At 69.1% G+C, this 21,556-nt stretch carries 21 protein-coding genes; 9 read left to right on the top strand and 12 right to left on the bottom strand.

What is annotated here, in order from left to right:
- Nucleotides 1-21: 21 nt before the first annotated feature.
- The 6 genes from ASC83_RS22765 to ASC83_RS22740 all read right to left on the bottom strand — a co-directional run bounded on the left by ASC83_RS22765 (nt 22) and on the right by ASC83_RS22740 (nt 5,189).
- Nucleotides 22-498 (bottom strand): peptidylprolyl isomerase, encoded by a 477-nt coding sequence (locus ASC83_RS22765; RefSeq protein ID WP_056067938.1) that lies wholly within the window; start codon nt 496-498, stop codon nt 22-24.
- A gap of 161 nt (nt 499-659) precedes the next feature.
- A complete protein-coding gene (locus tag ASC83_RS22760; RefSeq protein ID WP_056068129.1) occupies nt 660-1,739 on the bottom strand; it encodes a pirin family protein in 1,080 nt (359 codons plus the stop codon).
- A 226-nt stretch (nt 1,740-1,965) separates the two neighbouring features.
- Nucleotides 1,966-3,411: an MFS transporter gene (locus ASC83_RS22755; protein ID WP_056067935.1), complete on the bottom strand. Its 1,446-nt coding sequence runs from the start codon at nt 3,409-3,411 to the stop codon at nt 1,966-1,968.
- Between the two features lie 122 nt (nt 3,412-3,533).
- Entirely contained in the window at nt 3,534-4,022 is a 489-nt protein-coding gene (locus ASC83_RS22750) for a DUF1579 domain-containing protein (protein ID WP_156379588.1), read from the bottom strand.
- Between the two features lie 34 nt (nt 4,023-4,056).
- Nucleotides 4,057-4,716 (bottom strand): glutathione S-transferase family protein, encoded by a 660-nt coding sequence (locus ASC83_RS22745; RefSeq protein ID WP_056067934.1) that lies wholly within the window; start codon nt 4,714-4,716, stop codon nt 4,057-4,059.
- Nucleotides 4,717-4,760: 44 nt separating this feature from the next.
- Nucleotides 4,761-5,189, bottom strand: a complete 429-nt coding sequence (locus ASC83_RS22740) for a VOC family protein (protein ID WP_056067932.1) — start codon at nt 5,187-5,189, stop codon at nt 4,761-4,763.
- A 112-nt stretch (nt 5,190-5,301) separates the two neighbouring features.
- On the opposite strand from ASC83_RS22740, the gene ASC83_RS22735 reads away from it, so the two are divergent.
- Complete coding sequence (locus ASC83_RS22735) at nt 5,302-5,967, top strand: TetR/AcrR family transcriptional regulator (protein WP_056067930.1); 666 nt, start codon at nt 5,302-5,304, stop codon at nt 5,965-5,967.
- Nucleotides 5,968-6,094: 127 nt separating this feature from the next.
- Here the strand turns inward: ASC83_RS22735 and ASC83_RS22730 are convergent, their stop codons facing one another.
- Nucleotides 6,095-7,081, bottom strand: a complete 987-nt coding sequence (locus ASC83_RS22730) for a YafY family protein (RefSeq protein ID WP_056067928.1) — start codon at nt 7,079-7,081, stop codon at nt 6,095-6,097.
- A gap of 137 nt (nt 7,082-7,218) precedes the next feature.
- On the opposite strand from ASC83_RS22730, the gene ASC83_RS22725 reads away from it, so the two are divergent.
- Nucleotides 7,219-7,947 carry an NIPSNAP family protein gene (locus tag ASC83_RS22725; protein WP_056067926.1) on the top strand — a complete coding sequence of 243 codons (729 nt, stop codon included), beginning with the start codon at nt 7,219-7,221 and terminating at the stop codon, nt 7,945-7,947.
- A 50-nt stretch (nt 7,948-7,997) separates the two neighbouring features.
- Entirely contained in the window at nt 7,998-8,534 is a 537-nt protein-coding gene (locus tag ASC83_RS22720) for a hypothetical protein (RefSeq protein WP_056067924.1), read from the top strand.
- Nucleotides 8,535-8,633: 99 nt separating this feature from the next.
- Here ASC83_RS22720 and ASC83_RS22715 read toward each other — a convergent pair whose 3' ends face one another.
- A complete protein-coding gene (locus tag ASC83_RS22715; RefSeq protein ID WP_056067922.1) occupies nt 8,634-9,545 on the bottom strand; it encodes an oxidoreductase in 912 nt (303 codons plus the stop codon).
- A gap of 157 nt (nt 9,546-9,702) precedes the next feature.
- Between ASC83_RS22715 and ASC83_RS22710 the strand changes: the two genes are divergently transcribed.
- Nucleotides 9,703-10,686, top strand: a complete 984-nt coding sequence (locus ASC83_RS22710) for a LysR family transcriptional regulator (protein WP_056068123.1) — start codon at nt 9,703-9,705, stop codon at nt 10,684-10,686.
- 178 nt (nt 10,687-10,864) lie between these two features.
- On the opposite strand, the gene ASC83_RS22705 is transcribed toward ASC83_RS22710, so the two are convergent.
- Nucleotides 10,865-11,662 (bottom strand): SDR family oxidoreductase, encoded by a 798-nt coding sequence (locus ASC83_RS22705; protein ID WP_056067920.1) that lies wholly within the window; start codon nt 11,660-11,662, stop codon nt 10,865-10,867.
- Between the two features lie 141 nt (nt 11,663-11,803).
- Here ASC83_RS22705 and ASC83_RS22700 point away from each other — a divergent pair, with 141 nt between their 5' ends.
- Together ASC83_RS22700 and ASC83_RS22695 are read left to right on the top strand one after the other, a co-directional pair.
- Entirely contained in the window at nt 11,804-12,730 is a 927-nt protein-coding gene (locus ASC83_RS22700) for a LysR family transcriptional regulator (protein WP_056067918.1), read from the top strand.
- 76 nt (nt 12,731-12,806) lie between these two features.
- The gene (locus ASC83_RS22695; protein ID WP_056067916.1) at nt 12,807-13,508 is read left to right on the top strand and encodes an aspartate/glutamate racemase family protein; all 702 of its coding nucleotides are present in this window, start codon (nt 12,807-12,809) and stop codon (nt 13,506-13,508) included.
- A 6-nt stretch (nt 13,509-13,514) separates the two neighbouring features.
- On the opposite strand, the gene ASC83_RS22690 is transcribed toward ASC83_RS22695, so the two are convergent.
- Nucleotides 13,515-14,495, bottom strand: a complete 981-nt coding sequence (locus tag ASC83_RS22690) for an alpha/beta hydrolase (RefSeq protein WP_056067914.1) — start codon at nt 14,493-14,495, stop codon at nt 13,515-13,517.
- A gap of 36 nt (nt 14,496-14,531) precedes the next feature.
- Complete coding sequence (locus ASC83_RS22685) at nt 14,532-15,104, bottom strand: hypothetical protein (RefSeq protein WP_056067912.1); 573 nt, start codon at nt 15,102-15,104, stop codon at nt 14,532-14,534.
- 257 nt (nt 15,105-15,361) lie between these two features.
- Between ASC83_RS22685 and ompR the strand changes: the two genes are divergently transcribed.
- Both ompR and ASC83_RS22675 read left to right on the top strand, forming a co-directional pair.
- A complete protein-coding gene (gene ompR, locus ASC83_RS22680; protein WP_056068120.1) occupies nt 15,362-16,126 on the top strand; it encodes a two-component system response regulator OmpR in 765 nt (254 codons plus the stop codon).
- Nucleotides 16,123-17,511 (top strand): ATP-binding protein, encoded by a 1,389-nt coding sequence (locus ASC83_RS22675; protein WP_056067910.1) that lies wholly within the window; start codon nt 16,123-16,125, stop codon nt 17,509-17,511. Before ompR ends, ASC83_RS22675 begins: the two co-directional genes overlap by 4 nt.
- Nucleotides 17,512-17,653: 142 nt before the next feature.
- Here the strand turns inward: ASC83_RS22675 and ASC83_RS22670 are convergent, their stop codons facing one another.
- Nucleotides 17,654-19,612, bottom strand: coding sequence for a sigma-54-dependent Fis family transcriptional regulator (locus ASC83_RS22670; RefSeq protein ID WP_056067908.1), 1,959 nt, complete (start codon nt 19,610-19,612; stop codon nt 17,654-17,656).
- 313 nt (nt 19,613-19,925) lie between these two features.
- Here ASC83_RS22670 and ASC83_RS22665 point away from each other — a divergent pair, with 313 nt between their 5' ends.
- Entirely contained in the window at nt 19,926-21,449 is a 1,524-nt protein-coding gene (locus ASC83_RS22665; protein ID WP_056067906.1) for an aldehyde dehydrogenase family protein, read from the top strand.
- The last annotated feature ends 107 nt before the right edge of the window (nt 21,450-21,556 follow it).

Genomic DNA, 21,556 nt, shown 5'->3' with positions numbered 1-21,556 from the left:
CAGCGGCCTCTGGAATGACTATCAGTGGTGGTGGCCATGCGCACCATGCACATGGCGGTGCGCAACTTCTTCGGGGCTGGCAGCGCGCACTTCAGTGACCTTGCAGCTGAAGGTCAACGCCTGGCCTGCCAGCGGGTGGTTGCCGTCCAGATGCACTTCGGGGCCCTTGATCTTGACCACATTGAACACGGCGGGCTGGCCGTCGTTGCCCACGCCCTGCAGCTGGCCGCCGACCTTCACGCCGGGCGGGAACTCGCTTTTGGGGATGGTGCGCACCAGGCTTTCATCGCGCGCGCCGAAAGCGTCTTCCACCGCCAGCTGCAGCGTGGTGCTGAAGCCCACGGCCTGGCCATCGAGTGCGGCCTCGACCTTGGGGAAGATGTTTTCGTAGCCACCGTGCAGGTACGACAGGTGCCCCGCATCCAGCGGCTTGCCCTGGGGGGTGGTGACCTTGTAAGTGATGGTGACGGCGGAGTCTTTGGTGATGGTGGTGGCCATGGTGGTGCTTGCGCTTTCAGGCGGTGAAGAATCGGCGCGGGGCTGGCAGGGGTATGCCACCAGCCGCCGCGCGGGTCAGAACGAAACCCCGGATTGTCCACGAGGCGCCGGACGGCTGCCGCAGGGCCTCGTGGAAGCTTGGCAGGGCCTGGTGAACAACCCTATGCGCCCGACAAGGCCTCGGCTGGGCGCTCTTCCTCCGTCTGGCCGGGGTAGCGCGCAAACCGCCGCGCTTCGGTGCCGTGCACCGGGTCCTGGTCGGGCCAGGGCCAGCCGCCGAACTGGGTACGGCGGTAGTCGTTCATGGCTTGCATGATCTCGGCCTGTGTGTTCATCACAAACGGGCCGTACTGCGCCACGGGCTCGGCGATGGGCTGGCCCTGCAGCAGCAGGCATTCCAGCGGCGTCGCGCCGGTGTTGGTCAGCTGCCAGTCCTGCCCGGCCACCAGCTCCAGCGCGGCGTGCTGGCCCACGTCCTGCGGGCCCACGCGCAGGCTGTCGCCCACAAAGAAGTACAGCATGCGGCGCGTGCCCTGGCCGCGCGCGGCGGGCAGCGTCCACTGCGCGCCGGGGTCCATGCGCAGCGTCCAGATGGCCACATCGCCCTCGGGCTGCGAAGCCCAGGACTCGGGTGGCGGCGCCAGCGGTGCAGGCGCGCCGGGCAGGGCGCCCGCCACCACCGTCACCGTGGTGGCGCGACCTGCATCGTCGTGGTGGACCAGGCGCGGAATGCGCTCGTTCCACAGCATGGTGAAGTGCGGCTCCACCATCTTGTTCTTCGCGGGCAGGTTCAGCCAGATCTGGAACAGCTCCAGCGGGTTGGGCTCGGTGGCGTTGAGCAAGGGAAACATCTCCGAATGCACGATGCCCTTGCCCGCCGTGACCCACTGCACATCGCCCCCGCCAAAGCGCGCGGCGGCGCCCAGCGAGTCGGAATGGTCGATGAGGCCCTTGCGCACCAGGGTCACGGTTTCAAAGCCCCGGTGCGGGTGGCCCGGAAAGCCGGGCACCGTGTCACCGTGGTACATGCTCCAGCCGTCCTTGCGGCTGAAGTCGCTGCCGATCTGGCGGCCCTCCAGCGACACGGCGGGCGCAAACGCGCCGTTGCCAGCGGGGTAAGCGTCGTCATGGTGGGCGCAGAACAGGAACGGGTCCATCGTGGGCCACAGCGGACCCAGCGCCTGGGCCTGCACGACGGGCAGGCTGGCGGCAGACGAAGACACGGTGGGGGAGGACGACATCAAGGACTCCTTGGGTTTGCGCCACCGGCTATCGGGCAGCACGCCTGCCAAAGATAAGGCCAGCGGCCGCTTTCAGAAGTGCGCTGGGTGGAACAGTGCGGTGCGGCATACAGGACAGTGCCGCACAGCGTGCGCACACAGCTTCGCCACCATTTCAAGCCAAAAAGACTGCATGCGCTAGTGGAATATGCCTGAACTGCTATCAATTAAATAGCACCCTATCTCCTCACACGGCACCCGCGTGGGAAGGCGCGGCTGCGGACGGAGGCGGTGCCGGGCGCAACACGAAACCACCCAGCATGGCGGCCACCAGCGAGCACAAGGCCGACACCCAGAACGCCAGCTGGTAGCCCGCATTGAGCGCCTGCTGCACGCTGGCCCCGGCCTGGCGCAGGTGGTCGGTGCGCGCATCGGCCAGGCTGGCCAAGATGGCGAGGCCCAGGGCGCCGCCCATCATGAAGGCCGTGTTCACCACCCCCGAGGCCAGCCCCGAGTCTTCGGGCTTCACATCGCCCATGGCGGCCAGCAGCAGCGGGTTGAGCGCAATGCCGGCGCCCACGCCCAGCAGCAGCATGCCGGGCAGCACGTGGATCACAAAGCGCCCCTCGGTGGGCGCCAGCGCAAACAGGGCCAGGCCCACCGCCGCCAACAGCAGCCCCCAGCCCAGCGTGCGGCAAATGCCAAAACGCATCACCACCCAGGCCGACAGCCCCAGCGAGCAGCCCGCCATGATGAGATTGGACGGCAGGAACGCCAGGCCCACCTGCATGGCGTCGTAGCCCAGCACCAGCTGCATGTACAGCGCCGACAGAAAGAACCACGCAAACATCGACGCCGCCCACAGCACGCCCACCACGTTGGAGATGGCCAAATTGCGCAGCCGCAACAGCGGCAGGGGCACCAGCGGCGCAGCCACATGCGACTCGATGAACAAAAAAGCCGCCAGCAGCGCCGCCGCAGCCCCCAGCAGCCCCAGCGACTGCAGCGAGGTCCAGCCCGCCGCGTTGCCGTTGACGATGGCGTACACCGCGAGCATCAGCGACGCGGTGATGGTGACGGCGCCCGCCAAGTCCAGCCGCTGTCCGTGGGCCTGCCCCTTGCCGCCCGGCAGCAGCGCCAGGCAGGCCAGGTAGATGGCCACGCCCACGGGGATGTTGACCAGAAAGATCCAGTGCCAGCTCAATGCGCTGGTGAGCACCCCGCCCAACAGCACCCCAATGCTGCCCCCCCCGGCACACACAAAGCCGTAGACACCCATGGCGCGCGCTCGCTCGCCGGGCTCGGTGAACAGATTCATGATGAGCGACAACGCCACGGCCGACACCACCGCGCCGCCCACGCCCTGCACCGCGCGCGCCGCCACCAGCAGCCCCTGCGTATTGGCCAACCCGCAGGCCAGCGATGCGATGGTGAACAGCGTGATGCCCGCCAGGAACAGCCGCCGGTGGCCGTACAGATCGCCTAGCCGCCCACCCAGCAGCAGGCAGCCGCCAAAGGCAAGCATGTAGGCGTTGACCACCCACACCAGCGAGGTTTCGGTAAAGCCCAGGTCGGCCTTGATGCTGGGCAGCGCGACATTCACGATGGTGGTGTCGAGCACGATCATCAGCTCGCCCAGGCACAGCAGGATGAGTGCGGGCCAGCGAGCGCGGCCTTCGATGCGGAGGGTCATGGGACAGCGGAAATCAGAAGAGATGGACAGCGCAGTGTGTCACGCGCGTTGCGCTTGCGACTGGCGGAGTTCCACGCCAGTCCACCGGGTGCTCCCCCACCAGGGGGAAGCCGCGCAGCGGCTCAGGGGGTTCTCGTGTACTTGGCTTGCATGAACTGCTTCCAGCTGCCGTCCGGCTGCTGGCCGAATGAGGTGAGCGTGCGCTCGTTGGCGCTGACCAGGGTGATCACGTCGCGGTAGCGCACGGTGGCGCCATCGTTCTTGAAGCTGGGGCCTTCGGTCTCCAGCGTCAGCACCTTCTGGTCGGCATCGAGCGCGCCACGGTACACCCACAGGTGGGTCATCATCGAGCCCACCCATGTGCCGACAAACGCCTGCTGGTCCGGGTCGTAGCCCAGCGTCATCAGCATGCGGGCGTCGCCGCCCCCGCCGGGCATGGAGCCCGCCCCTTCGCAGAGCACCCACAGGCTGCCCAGCGCGCGCACTTGCTCGGTGCCCCGGCTTTGCGCGGGGGGCTGGTCCGGGCCCATGTCGGCCAGGGATTCGCAGGTCCAGTCGCCCAGCAGCTGCTGCAGCCAGCGATGCATGGCGTGGGGTTCGGGGTTCATCATGGGGGGTCTCCTGGTGCCGTGTTGCGGGCGCTGCTCAGTCGCGGTCGGGCGCACCGAGCGGAAAGTAGTGGCGGTACGGACGCCCACCCTCCACCGCGCGTGCAAACGAGGGGCGTGCCAGCAGCCGGGCACGGTACGCGCGCAGTTGCGGGTAGGTGGCCGCGATGGGGTGCGTCCAGTCGGCATAGAACAGCGAGGGCGCCGCAGCGCAGTCGGCCAGCGAGAACGCCTCGCCTGCCGCCCAGGTGCGTCCTGCCCACATGCCCTCCAGCCAGGCGTAGGCTTTCTCCAGCTTCTCGGCGGCCCAGGCCACGCCTTCGGCCTTGCGCTCGGCGTTGCCGGTCAGCGCGGCGTTGACCGCGTGCTGCACCGGGGCCATCACGTGCAGGTCAAAGAAGCGGTCCATGAAGCGCACGTCCAGTGCCGCCCGGGGGTCGGCGGGAATCAGCGGCACAGGCCCCGGGTGCGCAAGCTGTAGGTGCTCGATCACGATGCTGCTTTCCACCACCGTGTGGTCACGGTCCACCAGCACCGGAAACTTCGCCAGCGGCCAGTGGCGCAACCAGTCGGCCGAATGGCTGACGGGCTCTGCGGGGTCGAGATTGAGCAGTTCGAACGATGTCCCGTTCTCGTACAGCGCGATCAGCACCTTCTGGGTGTAGGACGAAAAAGGGTGGCCATAGAGAGCGAGCATGCGGGTTCCTGTGGGGGAGTCGGTGGGGGTGATGGCGGTTGCACTCATTCGGGGGCCACCACCATCCAGGGCACGCCAAAGCGGTCGGCCACCATGCCAAACGCCTGCGAGAAAAAGGTCTTGGTGAGCGGCATCTGCACCTTGCCGCCATCGGCCAGCGCGTCGAAATAACGTTTGGCATCGGCCGCAGTGGCGGGGCTCAGCGCCAGCGAGATGCCCTGGAAGCTGGCGTGGCCCGAGCCCATGCCGTCCGACGCCATGATCTGCGTGTCGCCCACGGTGAACGAGGCGTGCATGACCATCTCGGGCGTGGGGCCCGGGCCGCTGCCATCGGCGCAGCCCTCGCCGGCGGCGGGCTCGGGGTTGTCCTTGTAGCGCATGAGCATGGTGACTTGGGCGCCCAAAGCGTGGCGGTAGAACTCCAGCGCTTCATCGCAGCGGCCTTCGAACATCAGGTAGGGCTCGACTTTCATGGGGGTCTCCTGGGGAACATGGACGGGGCAGGAAGGGTTTCGGCGCGCAATTGTGAACACCGTCCACAAACAATAACAAAGATAATGGACAGTGTCCACATCCCAACGATCCATGACCATAAGCACCCGCAACAAAGCTGCCCCCTCCAGCGCACCCGCCGCACGCGCCACCTACCGCCACGGGGATCTGCACCGTGCGCTGCTGGACGCGGGCATCGAACTGGCGCGCCAGGGCGGGCCGGATGCGGTGGTGCTGCGCGAGGCCACACGCCGCGCGGGTGTGGCACCCAATGCGGCCTACCGCCATTTCGCCAACCGCGACGACCTGCTGGGCGCCGTGCGCGCCGCTGCCGTGGCCGCCGCCGCGCGGTCCATGGAGGCCGAGCTGGCCCTTGTGCCCACCACCGGCACACCCACCGAGCAGGCCCACGCCAAGGTGCGCGCCGTGGGCGCCGGCTACCTGCGGTTTGCGCACACCGAGACAGGGCTCTTTCGCACCGCGTTCGGAGGCCGGTTCACGGTGCAGCAAACCCCCGACCCCGCCATGGGCGGTGCCACGGGGCTCAACCCCTTCCAGCACCTGAGCGCCGCACTGGACGACCTGGTGGCCGCGGGCGCCCTGCCGCCCGCGCGCCGCCCCGGCGCCGAATACCTGGCCTGGTCCACCGTGCATGGCATGGCGCTGCTAGCCATCGACGGGCCGCTGCGCGGCACGCCCCAACAGATGCTGGACCTGCTGGGCCAGCGGTTGCTGGACATGGTGGAACGGGGGCTGTGAGCGCACCGCGCACGCCGGGTCCACTCAAGAACTGCCTTGGAACGGGCTTCGATGATCCTATGGGCCGATAGCGCCCACAAACAATGCCCTTGACGCTATTTAATTTGTAGCAGATATTGCCCGTGCCTCATCCGGCCACCAGCCCATACAGCCGCGCCGTGGCCTGCACCCGCGCCACCAGCGCGCGGCGCAATGCCAGGGGCCGCAGCACTTCCACCTGCGGCGACAGCCGCATCAGCTGCCCGCAGGCATGCTCCACCGACTCGATGGGGATCGTGACGGCCGTGCGGCCGTCCTTGCGGCGGGACGGAGGGGCGGCGGCCACCGCACGCGCCACGGCGCTGCTGAGTGCTCGCAGCCCCCGCAACCCTTCGGGCGTGGCGAGCAGTGCGGCCTCGCCCGTGTACAGGCCTGACTCAAAACGCCGGATCGACGCGGCCCAGTAACCCGGCAGGTCAAAGCGTGCGGGGCGCCTGGCTGGTTGGTCCAGCGCTGTGGCCGCGAGGATGTTCGACACCCGGTAGGTGCGGGGTCCGCGCGTGTCGGCTCCCGTGGGCAAGGCCACCAGGTACCACATGCCCGCTTTCAGCACCAGGCCCAGCGGGCTCACCGTGCGCTCTGCCGTGCGCGCCCAGCCCTCGTAGCGCAGGGTGATCTGGTGGCCGCTCCACACGGCGGCTGCCACCGTGGGCAAATACGGCGTGGGGTCGCTCTCGCGGTACCAGTCCACCGGGTCCAGGTGCAGGCGCGTGCTCACGCGCTGCGCGTCGTCGCGCCAGGCGGCGGGCAGTGCGGCCAGCAGCTTCAGGCGCGCCCCCGCCACATCGCCGCCCAGGCCCAGGTCCTGCGCAGGGCCGGGCAGCCCGCTCAAGAAAACGGCCTGCGCCTCCGACGGCGTGAGGCCTGTGAGCGTGGTCTTCCAGCCCGGCAGCAGCGCAAAGCCACCGTAGCGCCCCCGCTCGGCATAGATGGGCACGCCCGCAGCGCTGAGCTGGTCCACATCGCGGTACAGCGTGCGCACCGACACCTCCAGCGCCTCGGCCAGCGCCTGCGCGCTCATGCGGCCGCGCGTTTCCAGCAGCATCTGGAGGGACAACAAACGGCTGGCGCGCATGGGTTTTGGCAGGGGTGGTGCAAAAAGACAGGACACCAAAGATAGCGCAAATACCTGCCATAGGTTGGCAGGTATAGGTGCGCACACTGCTGGCCTGTATTTGCCTTGTTGCCCCGCTACCTTTTCAGGAGCACCCAATGCCCACCACCGATCCCCACGCCATCGTCGAACTGCGCCAGTACACCTTGCACCCCCAACAGCGCGAGGTGCTCATCGACCTGTTCGACCGGGAGTTTGTGGAAACCCAGGAGGCGCTCGGCATGCGCGTGCTGGGCCAGTTCCGCGACCTGGACCGGCCCGACCGGTTCGTCTGGCTGCGCAGCTTTGCCGACATGCAGGCGCGCCACCGCGCGCTGGAGGGCTTCTATGGCGGCCCCGTGTGGGCGGCACACCGCAACGCCGCCAATGCGACCATGATCGATTCGGACAACGTACACCTGCTCTGCCCAGCCTGGCCCGGCGCCACGGCGGCCCTGCCACACCATGCAAGGCCGCAGCCCGGCGCGCTGGGTGCCACCGCTGGCGTCCTGCAGGTCACCGTGTTGCCGTTGCGGGAACCCGCCACACCACCACTGCTGGACTTCTGCCGCCACCGCATGACGCCCGCCCTGCAGCGCGGCGGCGCGCGCCAGATCGCCTGGTTCTGCACCGAGCCCAGCCCCAACACTTTTGCCCGCCTGCCGGTACGCGAAGGCGAACCCGTGCTGGTGGGCCTGGCCCTGTTTGGCGACGAGGCTGCGCTGACATCGTTTACCGACAGCGGGGCCTGGGCGCGTGACGTGGTGCCCGGTCTTGCGCCCTGGCAGGCGGCAGAGCCCGAGGTGCTCCGCCTGCAGCCCACCGCGCGCTCGGCGCTGCATGCGTGACGCACCGCACACCTCTCCACCTGATGCATCAACCACCACGGAGCCCCACCATGTCCACCCCAGCCCGCCTCACTCCCATCCCGTCGCCCACCATCGCGCCCAGTGCCGCGCGCGACTTCGACTTTCTCATGGGCCCCTGGCGCATTCGCAACACGCGGCTGGTGCGCCGGCTCGCGGGCTGCCACGACTGGGAGGTGTTTGACGCCACGGGCACCGCACGTCCATTGCCCGGTGGCATCGGCAACTTCGACGACTTCACGCCGCTGGCATGGAAGCCCGGCTACGTGGGCATGGCACTGCGTGTGTTCAACCCCATGACGCAGCGCTGGAGCATCTACTGGCTGGACAACCTCACGGGCGGCCTGGACCCGGCCAATGGCCTGCTGCTGCCGCCCGTGGTGGGTGGCTTCCAGGGCGGTGTGGGCCTGTTTGAAGGCGAGGAGCTGTTCGAGGGCCGCCCGGTGCGCGTGCGCTTCGAGTGGTCGCAGATGCACACCGGCGCCCCGCGCTGGCAGCAGGCGTTTTCGGACGATGGCGGCGCGACCTGGGAGGTGAACTGGGTGATGGAGTTTGCACGGCCTGTGTGAGCGTGGTCAGCCCCCAGCACCGGCCCAAAAATGGGAGACCCAACAGCCCCTGCCGCCTGATGGCAGGGTGCTGCCAGCTACCCCAAGAGGAGCAGGGACTCACGCCGCCTGAAGCGCGGCTTCCTGCACCGGGAAGTCTGTGGACGCCGCCACCGCACGCCACTGCGCCGTCTCTTTTGCCACAAAGGCATGTTTGTCGGCGATGGTTTGGAGCGTGTCCGTGCCCAGCGGCAGGCGCAGCGGCGGCGTGGGGCTGGCCACCAGCTGCATCACGGCCTGGGCCAGGCGCACCGGGTCGCCGGGCTGGTTCAGGTTGATGCGGCGGGCGGCCTCGCGCACGGCACCGACGCTCTCGGCGTAGTCGTCCAACACCCGGGGCGACACGGCCAGCGAGGCGCTGTCCAGAAACTCGGTGCGGAAGTACCCCGGCTCCACCACGGTGGCGTGGATGCCCAGCGGCGCCAGCTCGGCATGCAGCGCCTCGGTGATGCCCTCGACCGCAAACTTGGTGGAGCAGTACAGACCAAACCCGGCGGCCGACTGCACGCCGCCCAGCGAGGAGATGTTGACCACATGCCCGGCGCGGCGCGCGCGCATGGCAGGCAGCACGGCGCGGGTCACATGCAGCAGGCCGAACACGTTGGTGTCGTACAGGCGCCGCACCTCGTCGGCGGTGGCCTCTTCCACCGCGCCCAGCAGGCCGTAGCCTGCGTTGTTGACCAGCACGTCGATGCGGCCGAAGCGGTCGAGCGCCGCGCCTACGGCATGGCGGGCCTGGGCCTCGTCGGTCACGTCCAGCGCCAAAGGCAGCAGGGCATCGTGTGCGCCCAAGCGCTTTTCAACCGAGGCGGCATCGCGTGATGTGGCGACCACGGCATCGCCCTGGGCCAGCGCGGCCTCGGCAATGCGCGCGCCGATGCCACGCGAGGCGCCGGTGATCAGCCAGACGCGGGGGTACGAAGAACGGGGGGCGGTCGTGGCTGTGGTGGGGGTGGTGTGTGCGGCGTTCATGACAGGTCCTTGAGGTGGTGTTGAGCAATGGGCGGTGCCCATGGCGGTGGACTTTAGGCAAGCCATTGCCATGCGACTAGCCCATAATCTCTGGATTCGTTCGCAAGCAATGCTTGCCAATCCACCACGCAGCCGCCCCGCACAATGCCTGTCCACCATGGCCATCAATGAACTGCGCGCCATCGCCAACTTCGTCAAGGCCGCCGAGCTGGGCAGCCTGCGCCAGGCGGCGGCAGCGCAGGGCATCACGCCACAGGCGTCCAGCCAGCTGCTGGTGCAGCTCGAATCGCACCTGGGCGTGCGACTGTTCCACCGCACCACGCGCAGCCTGAGCCTGACCGAAGAAGGGCGCCAGTTCCTGGCGTCGGCGCAGCCGGGCCTGGCCACGCTGCAGCACGCGGTGCAGGGCGCGCGGCGCGGGCGTGAGGCAATGGCAGGGCCGCTGCGCATCGTGGCGCCGCGCTCCATCCTGCTGGAGGTGATCTGGCCGGTGCTGCACGAGTTCTGCCGCCGCCACCCGCTGGTGGAGCCCGATGTGCAGCTGGACGACCGCATCGGCAACTGGGTGGAAGACCGCGTGGACGTGGGCTTCCGCTCGGGCTACCCGCCCGAGGGTGGCGTGGTGGCGCGGCGGCTGCTCACGCTGCAGCTCATCGTGTGCGCCGCGCCCGCCTACATCGCACGCCACGGTGCGCCGGCCAGCATCGACGACCTGGCGCAGCACCGCTGCAGCGGCTTTCGCCATGCGTCCACCGGCAAGCCCATGCCCTGGGAGTTCCAGGTGGGCGACGACATCGTGGCGCGCACCATCCACCCCACGTTCTGCACCAACGACATCGAGGTGGAGGCCCGTGCGGTGCTGGGCGGCCACGCGGTGGGCCAGCTGGTGGGCGTGACGGCCGCGCCGCTGGTGCGCAGCGGCCAGCTGGTGCCGCTGCTGCCCCAGCATGTGGCGCAGCACCTGGCGCTCTACGTGTACTACGGCAGCCGCACGGCGCTGCCAGCGCGCGTGCGGGCCTTCATCGACCTGGCGGTGGAGATGATGGCCAACAACCCCGCCTACCTGCTCACGCCCAAAGAGCTGACGACCCACGGCCCGGCTGTACAGAAAAAGCCCCGGGCGCGAAAGCCCACGCAGTGAGCGCCGTGCTGACAGCTCAGAAGGTGTGAACGGATCCGGCGTGTCCGAGCAGGCCGCTAAAACACGGCCGGTCTAGGCGCAAAGCACAGCCATAGCGCGGGCTATGGCGAGCATTTGCAACGACGAGCGGGCGTGTTTTGGCGGGATGAGCGGGCATGATGGGTTCGTTCACACCTTCTCAGGCCGCAAAGCCGCCGTCGATCAGCAAGCTCGCCCCCGTCACCATGCCCGATTCCGGCCCGGCCAGATAAGCCACCATGCCCGCGATCTCATCGGGGTGAGCATGGCGGCTCAGGGCCATCAGGCCGTGCATGTCGCCCGCCATGGGGCCGTCAGCGGGGTTCATGTCGGTGTTCACGGGGCCGGGCTGCACGTTGTTCACCGTGATGCCACGCGGGCCCAGGTCGCGCGCCAGGCCCTTGGTCAGGCCGACGATGGCGGCCTTGCTCATGCCGTACACGCTGAATCCGGCCCACGGCACGCGGTCGGAGTTGGTGCTGCCGATGGTGATCACGCGGCCATAGGCACCGCCCTGGCCCATGTGGCGCACGGCGGCCTGGGTGGCTACGAACACGGCGCGCACGTTGACGTTAAGCGTGTGGTCAAAGTCGGCCAGCGCAAAGCTGCCGAGCTCACCCGCGATGGCGACGCCCGCGTTGTTGACGAGGATGTCCAGGCGGCCCAGCTCGCGCGCGGCGCGGTCCACCGCCTGCGTGAGGGCGACGGCATCGGCGCTGTCGGCCTGCAGGGCCAGGGCCTTGCCGCCGCTCGCAGCAATGTCCGCCACCAGCGCCTGCGCAGGCGCTGTGGAGCTACTGTAGGTGAAGGCCACGGCCGCCCCGTCGCGCGCCAGACGCCGCACGATGGCCGCGCCAATGCCGCGCGCGCCGCCGGTGACGAGCGCGACCTTGCCCGCCAGCGGGCGGCCAGGCGATGAAGGGGCGGAGACCGGGGATGTTTCAGACACGGAAGACATGGTGTTGTTTCTCCAACGAGATGCATGCAGAAAATGGTTCGCAACCGAACCGGGAAGACCTGCAGTGTCAGAAAAACACTCATGCTCCGGTAGCCATGAATGGGCTGTATATCTTTCAACCCTTGGTTGAAAATACACCGCATGCAGCCCCTCAGCCACCTTGAATCCTTCGTACAGTCCGCCCAGGCGGGCAGCTTTTCGGCCGCTGCACGGCTCATGGGCCTGACGCCCGCCGCCGTGAGCAAGAACGTGGCGAGGCTGGAGGCCAGCCTGGGCGTGCGGCTGTTCCAGCGCAGCACGCGCAGCCTCACGCTGACCGAGGGCGGGCAGCGCCTCCTGGCGCAAGTGGGCCCGCCACTCACCGCCCTGGCCGATGCGGTGGACCACGCGGCCGAGGCCGAGCAGCAGCCAGCGGGCACGCTCAAGGTCAGCATGGGCCAGGCCTTTGGCCGCGCGTACCTGGTGCCGCTGCTCACCGAGTTCCTGCAGCGCTACCCGGCCATCCAGCCCGACTGGCGCTTTGAGAACCGGCAGGTGGACTTGATCGGCGAGGGCTTTGACGCCGGCATTGGCGGCGGCCTGAACCTGAACCCCGATATGGTGGCGCGCACGCTGGGTCCCATCCACCTGGTGGTTGTGGCCGCACCTGCACTGCTGCAGGGCCGTAAGCGGGCACCACGCCACCCGGCGGACCTGGCGCAGTGGGATGGCATTGCACGGCGCAACATCCGCACCGGGCGCATCAACCTCACCACGCTGCGCAACAAGGCGGGCGATGCCGCCCCCGTGGAGCTGCGCCCGCGCGTCGTGTTCGACGACCCCGAGGCCATGTGCCAGGCCGCGCTGATGGGCCTGGGCGTGGCCGTGCTGCCCATGCCGTTTGCGCAGCCCTGGCTGGCGCGGGGCGACCTGGTGCGGGTGCTGCCCGGCTGGTGGGCCGATGCAGGGCCGACCTCGCTGTACTACCCCAGCAAGAAGCTGCTGCCCGCCCGCACCCGGGTGTTTGTGGACTTTGTGCTGGAGCAGTTCAGCACGCGCGGATTTGCGCAAAGGGTGCGCGGGGACTGACGGGCACAGCGTTGGACCCGGGCCACGGCAGCGCGGTGGCAATAATGGGCCTTTGCAACCGCTCTGGACCACCGTCATGCCCCAACACATCGGCATCGTGGGCTGCTCCGCCGAAGGTGCCGCCCTGTGTTACCGCACCCTGTGCGCCGAAGGCGCCGCATTGCTGGGCCGCCCGCATGCGCACCCCGAAGTGACGCTGCACACGCCGTCGCTGGCCGACTATGTGGACTGCCTGGACCGGCATGACCTGCAAGGCGTGGCCGACCTGATGCTGGCCTCCGCCCACAAGCTGGCGCGTGCAGGCGCAGATTTTCTGATCTGCCCGGACAACACCATCCACCAGGCGATGGACCGGGTGCTGCCCCACTCGCCGCTGCCCTGGCTGCACATTGCCGAGGTGGTGGCGGCCGAGGCGGCAGCGCGCGGCCACCGGCGCCTGGCGCTCACCGGCACGCGCTGGCTGGTGGACAGCAACGTGTACCCCGACGCGCTGCAGGGCCGGGGCCTGCAATGGGTGCGCCCCACGGAGGCCGAGCGCAGCGAGATCAACCGCATCATCATGGACGAGCTCGTGCCCGGCGTCATTCGCCCCGAGGGCGTGGCCCTGTTCCAGCAGATCATCGCCCGCATGCAGCGCGAGGACGGCTGCGATGCCGTGGTGCTGGGCTGCACCGAGATCCCGCTGATCCTGAGCGACGCCAACTCCCCGCTGCCCACGCTGGACTCCACCCGCCTGCTGGCCCGTGCCGCGCTGCGGCGGGCCGTGCAAGCGGACTGAGCGCAACTACTTGAGCCGCTGCGCCACCACCGCATCCAGCGAGGCCATGAAGGTCTCCACGGCCCGCGTGTAGGCGCTCTCCAGGCCCAGCTGCGCGTTGATCTCGCCGTGGGTCAGCTCCTGCGGCAGCACCTCGGCACGGCCGCCCAGGTCGCGCACGCGGCGGGCCATGCCCTGGGCCTGCAGGCAGGGGTGGTCGGGGCGCTCGGTGGAACAGACCAACTGGAACGGCGGCACCGGCCCCGACAGCGCGTGGTACGGCGACACTGCGGCCCAGAACAACGGGTTGGCACCCATCACCTCGTCATAGAACGGGTAGTGCGGCGCGGTCATCACCACCGGCACATTGAGCGCCGCGCTGTCCAGCGACACCGTGCCCAGCCAGGGCCAGGCCCCCTCGCGCTGGGCCAGGGTGGGCGATGCATTGATGAGCGACACCAGGTGCGCGCCCGCTGAGTGCCCCATCAGGATGAACCGCGATGCATCGGCGCCCCAGCTGGCGGCGCGGCTTTGGGCGGCGGCCAGTGCCATGGCCACGTCCTGCGCCTCCTGCAGCACGTTCACGGCGGGGTACAGGCGGTAGTTCACCGAGATGAACACAAAGCCCTTGGGCACCCAGCGCGCCACCTTCTCCTGCACCACGCGGGACATGGCCTTGTCGCCCGTGCGCCAGGCGCCGCCATGCACCATGAAGATCACCGGCGCGCGCGTACCGCTGGCCACCGCAGCGCTGCTGGCGGCTCCGCCAGCGGCGGGCAGGTAGACATCCATGCGCTGCAGCGGGTCCGCACCATAGGGCACATCGGCCACGCGCTGCACACCGGCGGGCAAGGCCGCAGCGGTGTCGCGCACCTGCGCGAAAGGCCCCAGCCCCCGCAGCTGGGCGTGGGCGGGTGGGGTCAGCACAGCGGCGAGCGCACACAGCGCTGCGCCCAGGCCTGTGCGCAGGGAGGCGATCGCGGAGAGCGGGGTGGAAGGACGGAACATGCGGGATCTCCTGGCTCAAGGATGGAAGGTAATGGATCAGGGCCGCGCAGGGCAGGCCATCGGGGCGCCGCTGGCGTCAAAGCAGCTGGCGCTGCGGGTGCGGCCGGTGTCTGCGGTGTACGAGCTGCTGGTCTGCACGCTGTTGCCGGTGGCTGCGCTGGTGGCCGTGGTGGTGCGGCCCTGGGTCACGCTGCCGTCGGCGCTGCGCGTAGCGGCGCCCGTGCTCTGCAGCGTGCCCCGGTCGCCCTGAGCGGCCAAGGTGCTGCTGTGGCTGGCCATGCCATCGGCATTCCTTGCGCTCTGGCCCTGGCGCACCGCCATGGCGCCGTTGGGGCCCGCCACGGCAGCGCCGCTGCGCACACTGCCGTGGCCCTGGCCGTCGGTGGACACGCTGCGGCCGCGCAGCACGCCCCCACCGCCCGGCGCTGCGCGGACCACGCCGGTGCGGGCGGTGGTGCTGCCGTCGGCGTTGTGCTCCACCGTGTGGCGGCTGCGTGCGTTGGCATCGTTGGCTACCAGAAGCAACAGTGCCGCCACGGCCAAGGCGGCCAGCAGCATGGCGCGGTAAGTGGCAACGGGGGCGGTCGGTGTCGGGACGGAAGGGAACATGGCGGTCGGCTCCTTGCAACAGAACAGGGGGTGCGGAGCAGCGGGGTGCTGCTCTGGCCTGAACTATGGCCGCCAGGTATGAGCCAGTTGTGGCGCCCGATGCACGATGTATGACAAAGCATGACAAACCACCGGCACGTGTCACGCGTTGTCATGCACCGGAGCACCTGCCCGCGCTGGCACCCGGTGTTTTCGGCCCTACCATTGGCACGCAGCCTTGGCTGCATCCACTCACTGCCATCCACCTCCACCGCCCCATGACGGAAGCCCTGGCCAAGATCCTGGTCGCCGACGACGAGCCCGACCTGCGTGCGCTGCTGCAGCGCTACCTGAGCGACCAGGGCTACAGCGTGCGCACGGTCGATGGCGCGGGCCCGCTCGATGTGCTGCTGCAGCGCGAGCGCTTTGATGTGCTGGTGCTCGACGTGATGATGCCGGGCGAGGATGGCCTGTCGATCTGCCGCCGCCTGCGCGCGCAGGGCGAGACCATTCCCATCCTGATGCTGACGGCCAGGGGAGACCCCGTGGACCGCATCGTGGGCCTGGAGATGGGCGCCGACGACTACCTGCCCAAACCCTTCAACCCGCGCGAGCTGCTGGCCCGCATCCAGGCCATGGTACGCCGCCAGCGCCTGCTGGGGGCGCACACCGGGCCGCGCCAGACGGGCGGACGCATTGCGTTTGGCGCATTCACGCTGTGGCTGGACGAGCGCCGGCTGGAGCGCAACGGTGGCGAGGACGGCCAAGGTGCGCAAGACGTGCCCCTGACCACGGGCGAATTCGCGCTGCTGCAGGCACTGGCACAGCAACCGCACCGGCCCCTGGGCCGTGACCGGCTCATCGCACTGGCCTATGGCCCCGACCACACAGCCACCGATCGCAGCATCGATGTGCAGGTGATGCGCCTGCGCAAGCTCATCGAGGCCGACCCCGCGCAGCCGCGCCACATCCGCACCGTGTGGGGCGTGGGCTATGTGTTTGTGCCCGATGGCGCAGCGCCGGGCGGCGGAGGCAAGGCATGACGCCCCCTGCCACCCCCCAGGGCGCCGGGGGCTGGTGGCCGCGCAGCCTGCTCGGGCGCAACCTGCTGCTGATGGCGGTGCTCATCGTGCTGGGCCAGCTGGTGGCGGCCGTGCTGGTGCGGCAGATGATCTTTCAGCCCCGCGTGGCACAGGTGGCCGATGGCGTGGCGCGCAATGTGGGCGCGCTGCGCGCAGGGCTGCAGGCGCTGCCCCCGGCACAGCGGGCCGCATTTGTCGAGGCCTTCAACCAGCAGGCCGTGCGGTCGGCCCCGCCCGTGGCGGCGGAAAGCGCTGCGCGGCGCGCACTGCTGTCGCCCCTGGAGCGGCAGTTTGTGCAGGCGGTGTCGCGCCGCCTGGGGGCGGACGATGCGGCAACGAACACTTCGCAACCCGTATGGCGCCGCGACAGCACGGGCGTGCTGGCCCTGCGTGTGGTGCACCAGGGGCCGGAGGGGGCGGAGACCTATTGGCTGAACCTGCCCAGCGTGTTCCCCACGCGCGAGTTCACCGGCGCCTGGCTGGCCGCCACGCTGGCCAGCATGCTGCTGGCGCTGCTGGGGGCCTGGTGGCTGCAGCGGCACATCAACCGCCCGCTGGCGCAGGTGGTGGCGGCGGCCCGGCAGCTGGCGCAGGGCCAGCCCCCAGCACCGCTGCCCGAAGACGGACCCGAAGAAATCGCCACCGTGGGCCGCAGCTTCAATCACATGGCGCACAGCCTGGCCGCGACCGAGCAGGAACGCGCATTGATGCTGGCCGGGGTGTCGCACGACCTGCGCACCCCGCTGACCAAGCTGCGCCTGGGCGTGGAGATTGCCGGTGCACAGGTGGATGCCCCGCTGGCCGCGAGCATGGCCCGCAGCATCGACGAGATGGACGGCATCGTGGGCCAGTTCCTGCAGTTTGCGCGGGTCGGTTCCAACGCAGGCGAGGCCGAGGTGCCCACCCCGGCATCGCTCAACGACCTGGCCCAGGCCGTGGCCGAGGCGCAGGCCGACCATGGACGCACCGTGCGGCTGGCGCTGGGCACGCTGCCTGACGTGCCGGTGCGCCCCCAGGCCCTGCGCCGCGCGCTGGACAACCTGGTGGAAAACGCCTGGCGCCACGGCACGCCGCCGGTGCTGCTGCGCACGGGGGCGGATGCCGACGGCGTGTGGCTGGAGGTGCAGGACCAGGGCCCCGGCATCGCCCCGGCAGAGCTGGACCGCATCCGCCAGCCTTTTGCGCGCGGCGATGGCGCGGCACGTTCGGGCGCGCCGGGCGCGGGGCTGGGCCTGGCCATCGTGGAACGCGTGGTGCGCAGCCACGGCGGGCGGCTGGAGCTGTTCAGCGCGCCGGGCACGGGGCTGCGCGCGCGGCTGGTGTTGCCACGGGGCGGGCAGGCCTGAGAGGTTGATACCACCAGGCGCGCCCTGCGCACGCCCTGGGCATGCAGCGCAGTGAAAATTCAGCCAAAAGTGCCGCAAGCGCTAGTGCGATATGTGGCAAAAGCTCCTAAATCAATAGCAATCTACCGAACCCGGCATGCCCTCAGGCCACCGGCATCTTCAGTTTGCGGTACAGCGTCTGGCGGCTGATGCCCAGCTGGCGAGCGGCCTGCGACATGTTGCCGCGCGCAGCCTGCAGCGCCTGGTCGATGGCGGCCTGGGACAGCTGCTGCAGGCTCAGGCTGGCAGGCAAGCCGTCCACACCAGTGCCCGCTGCAGCATCGCTGCGCGGACCGGCGGGCACCGCCGTGAGGGCCTGCACCAGGTCGTCGGGCATGTGCTCCCAGCCCAGGGTGTCTTCGCCCTCGGCCAGCATGGCGCAGGCGGTGCGCAGCACATTGGCCAGCTGGCGCAGGTTGCCGGGCCAGGGGTAGGCGGCCAGGCGGGCCAGCAGGTCGGGCGCCACCTGCACCTCAAAACCCAGGCCCTGCTCGGTGGCCAGGTCGGCCAGCAGGCGCTGCAGCAGCGCCACAAAGTCGCTGCGCTCGCGCAGTGCGGGCAGCTGCACCGTGAGGCCGTTGATGCGGTAGTACAGGTCTTGCCGAAAGCGCCCCTGTTCCGCCGCCTGCATGAGCTGGTTGTGCGTGGCGCAGACCAGCGCAAAGTCCACCGGCACGGCCTTGCTGGCGCCCACGGGCGTCACGCTGCGCTCTTGCAGCACACGCAGCAGACGGGTCTGCAGGGCCAGCGGCATGTCGCCGATTTCGTCGAGAAACAGCGTGCCGCCATGGGCCTCACGCAGGCGGCCCAGGTGGCCCTCCTTGCGCGCGCCGGTGAAGGCACCGGCCACATGGCCGAAGAGTTCGGATTCGATCAGGTGCTCGGGGATGGCTGCGCAGTTGATGGCCACAAACGGCGCATCGCGGCGCGGGCCGCTGGCGTGCAGCGCGCGCGCAAACACCTCCTTGCCCACGCCCGACTCGCCCTGCACCAGCACCGCAATCGGTTTGCCCACCACGCGGCGGGCCTTGTCGGCGGCGGCGCGCCAGCGCGCGTCGCCGGTGTCCAGCTGGGCCAGGGCGTCTTGCTGGGGCGCAGCAGTCGCCGCAGCGGTGGGCCGTGTGGGGGTGGCGACCCAGGCGGCGTCCATCTGCACCTGGGCAAACAGCAAGGCGCCTTGCAGTGTGCGCAAAGCCTGCGGCTGTTGGGGGCGGCGCTTGTGGTGCGAGAGCAGGTCATCCAGCCGCACGTCCAGCACCCGCTCCAGCAAGGTGGCGCCCACGTCCCCCGCATGCAGGCCCAGCTGCGCCAGGGCCACGCGGTTGGCACCCACGATCCAGCCGTCGGCCGACACGGCCACTATGCCCTCGGCCACGCTGCCAATGCCCTCGGGCGCGCTGTGCAGGTGCAGCCGGATGTTGCGTTTGCAGGTGGCCGCCAGCAGGCGGTTTTCGATCATGCGGGCGGCCGTGCTCACCAGGCCCAGCGTGTGGGCGTGGCCGTGGCGGTAGTCGCCCGAGATGTCGAGGATGCCCAGCAACTCGCCCGCGGCCGACAGGATGGGCGAAGCCGCGCAGGTGAGAAAGTTGTTGCGCTCCAGAAAATGCTCGCCGGCGTGCACCTCCACCGCGCAGGCCTCGGCCAGCGCCGTGCCGATGGCATTGGTGCCCCGGTGGGCCTCGTGCCAGGAGGCACCGCTGGTCAGCGCCACGCGCTCGGCCTTGTCCACAAAGTACGGATCGCCCAGCGTGTGCATGAGCATGCCGCGCCGGTCGGCCAGCACCACCACGCTCTGGCTGTGGCGCACTTGCTCGAACAGGTATTCCATCACCGGCCGCGAATGCGCGAGCAGCTCGGGGTTGCTGGCCAGCACCTGGCGCAGCGTGCCGCTGCTGGGGTGGTCGATGGCCTGCGGCCGCCCGGTGGGCAGCAGGCCGGCCGCCATGCTGCGCGACCAGGAGCGCGCCAGGCGCTCGTCCACCAGGCCACTGGGGCACTGGCCAGAGTCCAGCAGGTGCTGGCGGGCCTGTCGCAGGGCGACGGGGGAAGTGTTGGGGCGCACGCTTTGTCTCCGTGCGGGCTCAGGGCGGCCCGCTTGTGGTGTGTGGGCCAGTATGGCGGGCTCGACGGCGTGGGGCAAGGGTGTGGGCGCAAGCGGTGTGCCAACTGTTCCATTTCGTGACAGGTGTCGCGGCCCGGCACATCACGATGCGGGCGGCTGCAACAGGTGTCCGCCCTGGACGGCCGAAAAAAACCAATGAAATCAACACTTCGCGCGCCGTGGCCTGCTGGCATGTGTTTTGAGTAAGGGGTTGGCATCGGACAGGCTCCACCGAGTCCGCCCGATGCACACAACCATCGCAGGAGACAACACCATGACCGTTTACGCAGCCCCCGGCGCCGCTGGCGCCAAGATCACCTACAAGCCCCGTTACGACAACTTCATCGGCGGCAAATTCGTGCCGCCCGTCAAGGGCCAGTACTTTGATGTCATCACGCCCGTGAGCGGCAAGGTCTACACCCAGGCCGCGCGCTCCACGGCCGAAGACATCGAGCTGGCCCTGGACGCCGCCCACGCTGCGGCCGACGCCTGGGGCAAGACCGATGCCGCCACGCGCGCCAACATCCTGCTCAAGATCGCCAACCGCATCGAAGAAAACCTGGAGCGCCTGGCCTACGCCGAAACCGTGGACAACGGCAAGGCCATCCGCGAGACGCTGAACGCCGACATCCCGCTCACCGTGGACCACTTCCGCTACTTTGCGGGCTGCGTGCGCGCGCAAGAAGGTGCCTTGAGCAACATCGACGAGAACACGGTGGCGTACCACATCCAGGAACCGCTGGGCGTGGTGGGCCAGATCATTCCGTGGAACTTCCCCATCCTGATGGCCGCCTGGAAGCTGGCCCCCGCGCTGGGTGCGGGCAACTGCGTGGTGCTCAAGCCCGCAGAAAGCACCCCCATCTCCATCCTCATCCTGGTCGAGCTGATTGCCGACCTGCTGCCGCCCGGCGTGCTCAACATCGTCAACGGCTACGGCCGCGAGGCGGGCATGCCGCTGGCACAGAGCAAGCGCATCGCCAAGATCGCGTTCACCGGTTCCACCAGCACCGGCCGCGTGATTGCGCAGGCCGCTGCCAACAACCTGATCCCCGCCACGCTGGAGCTGGGCGGCAAGAGCCCCAACATCTTCTTTGCCGATGTGATGGACAAGGACGATGCGTTTCTGGACAAGGCGATTGAAGGCCTGGTGCTGTTCGCGTTCAACCAGGGCGAGGTCTGCACCTGCCCATCGCGCGCCATCATTCAAGAATCGATCTACGACCAATTCATGGAGCGTGTCTTGAAGCGCGTGGCCGCCATCAAGCACCAGAACCCGCTCGACACCGACAGCATGATGGGCGCGCAGGCCAGCAAAGAGCAGCTGACCAAGATCCTGAGTTACCTGGACCTGGGCAAGCAGGAGGGCGCCGAAGTGCTGGCCGGTGGCGGCCAGGCCCACCTGGGCGGCGACCTGGAAGGCGGCTACTACGTGCAGCCCACGCTGTTCAAGGGCCACAACAAGATGCGCATCTTCCAGGAAGAGATCTTCGGCCCCGTGCTGGCCGTGACCACCTTCAAGGACGAGGCCGAAGCCCTGGCCATTGCCAACGACACGCTGTACGGCCTGGGCGCCGGTGTGTGGAGTCGCAACGGCAATGTGGCCTACCGCATGGGCCGCGCCATCAAGGCCGGGCGGGTGTGGACCAACTGCTACCACGCCTACCCCGCGCATGCGGCGTTTGGCGGCTACAAGGAATCGGGCATTGGGCGTGAGACGCACAAGATGATGCTGGACCACTATCAACAGACCAAGAACCTCTTGGTTTCGTACTCGGAAAACAAGCTGGGCTTCTTCTAAGGGGTGGCGGTCCAAAAACCGTCCCTGGCGTCGTTGCTCCGTCTTGCCGTAGCGTTGCTACTGTCTGCGACGGAGACGCCTAGCCAGGAACGGTTTGTGAACCGCTG

Origin of the sequence: Acidovorax sp. Root402, from assembly GCF_001425125.1 — a bacterium.
Taxonomy (GTDB): Bacteria; Pseudomonadota; Gammaproteobacteria; order Burkholderiales; family Burkholderiaceae_C; genus Acidovorax; species Acidovorax delafieldii.
This window is presented reverse-complemented; position numbering and strand designations above follow the sequence as displayed.

What these genes read in the sequence shown, in the direction of transcription:
- ASC83_RS22765 (WP_056067938.1), bottom strand. Translation starts at nt 498, where the DNA reads ATGGCCACCACCATCACCAAAGACTCCGCCGTCACCATCACTTACAAG.
- ASC83_RS22760 (WP_056068129.1), bottom strand. Translation starts at nt 1,739, where the DNA reads ATGTCGTCCTCCCCCACCGTGTCTTCGTCTGCCGCCAGCCTGCCCGTC.
- ASC83_RS22755 (WP_056067935.1), bottom strand. Translation starts at nt 3,411, where the DNA reads ATGACCCTCCGCATCGAAGGCCGCGCTCGCTGGCCCGCACTCATCCTG.
- ASC83_RS22750 (WP_156379588.1), bottom strand. Translation starts at nt 4,022, where the DNA reads ATGATGAACCCCGAACCCCACGCCATGCATCGCTGGCTGCAGCAGCTG.
- ASC83_RS22745 (WP_056067934.1), bottom strand. Translation starts at nt 4,716, where the DNA reads ATGCTCGCTCTCTATGGCCACCCTTTTTCGTCCTACACCCAGAAGGTG.
- ASC83_RS22740 (WP_056067932.1), bottom strand. Translation starts at nt 5,189, where the DNA reads ATGAAAGTCGAGCCCTACCTGATGTTCGAAGGCCGCTGCGATGAAGCG.
- ASC83_RS22735 (WP_056067930.1), top strand. Translation starts at nt 5,302, where the DNA reads ATGACCATAAGCACCCGCAACAAAGCTGCCCCCTCCAGCGCACCCGCC.
- ASC83_RS22730 (WP_056067928.1), bottom strand. Translation starts at nt 7,081, where the DNA reads ATGCGCGCCAGCCGTTTGTTGTCCCTCCAGATGCTGCTGGAAACGCGC.
- ASC83_RS22725 (WP_056067926.1), top strand. Translation starts at nt 7,219, where the DNA reads ATGCCCACCACCGATCCCCACGCCATCGTCGAACTGCGCCAGTACACC.
- ASC83_RS22720 (WP_056067924.1), top strand. Translation starts at nt 7,998, where the DNA reads ATGTCCACCCCAGCCCGCCTCACTCCCATCCCGTCGCCCACCATCGCG.
- ASC83_RS22715 (WP_056067922.1), bottom strand. Translation starts at nt 9,545, where the DNA reads ATGAACGCCGCACACACCACCCCCACCACAGCCACGACCGCCCCCCGT.
- ASC83_RS22710 (WP_056068123.1), top strand. Translation starts at nt 9,703, where the DNA reads ATGGCCATCAATGAACTGCGCGCCATCGCCAACTTCGTCAAGGCCGCC.
- ASC83_RS22705 (WP_056067920.1), bottom strand. Translation starts at nt 11,662, where the DNA reads ATGTCTTCCGTGTCTGAAACATCCCCGGTCTCCGCCCCTTCATCGCCT.
- ASC83_RS22700 (WP_056067918.1), top strand. Translation starts at nt 11,804, where the DNA reads ATGCAGCCCCTCAGCCACCTTGAATCCTTCGTACAGTCCGCCCAGGCG.
- ASC83_RS22695 (WP_056067916.1), top strand. Translation starts at nt 12,807, where the DNA reads ATGCCCCAACACATCGGCATCGTGGGCTGCTCCGCCGAAGGTGCCGCC.
- ASC83_RS22690 (WP_056067914.1), bottom strand. Translation starts at nt 14,495, where the DNA reads ATGTTCCGTCCTTCCACCCCGCTCTCCGCGATCGCCTCCCTGCGCACA.
- ASC83_RS22685 (WP_056067912.1), bottom strand. Translation starts at nt 15,104, where the DNA reads ATGTTCCCTTCCGTCCCGACACCGACCGCCCCCGTTGCCACTTACCGC.
- ompR (WP_056068120.1), top strand. Translation starts at nt 15,362, where the DNA reads ATGACGGAAGCCCTGGCCAAGATCCTGGTCGCCGACGACGAGCCCGAC.
- ASC83_RS22675 (WP_056067910.1), top strand. Translation starts at nt 16,123, where the DNA reads ATGACGCCCCCTGCCACCCCCCAGGGCGCCGGGGGCTGGTGGCCGCGC.
- ASC83_RS22665 (WP_056067906.1), top strand. Translation starts at nt 19,926, where the DNA reads ATGACCGTTTACGCAGCCCCCGGCGCCGCTGGCGCCAAGATCACCTAC.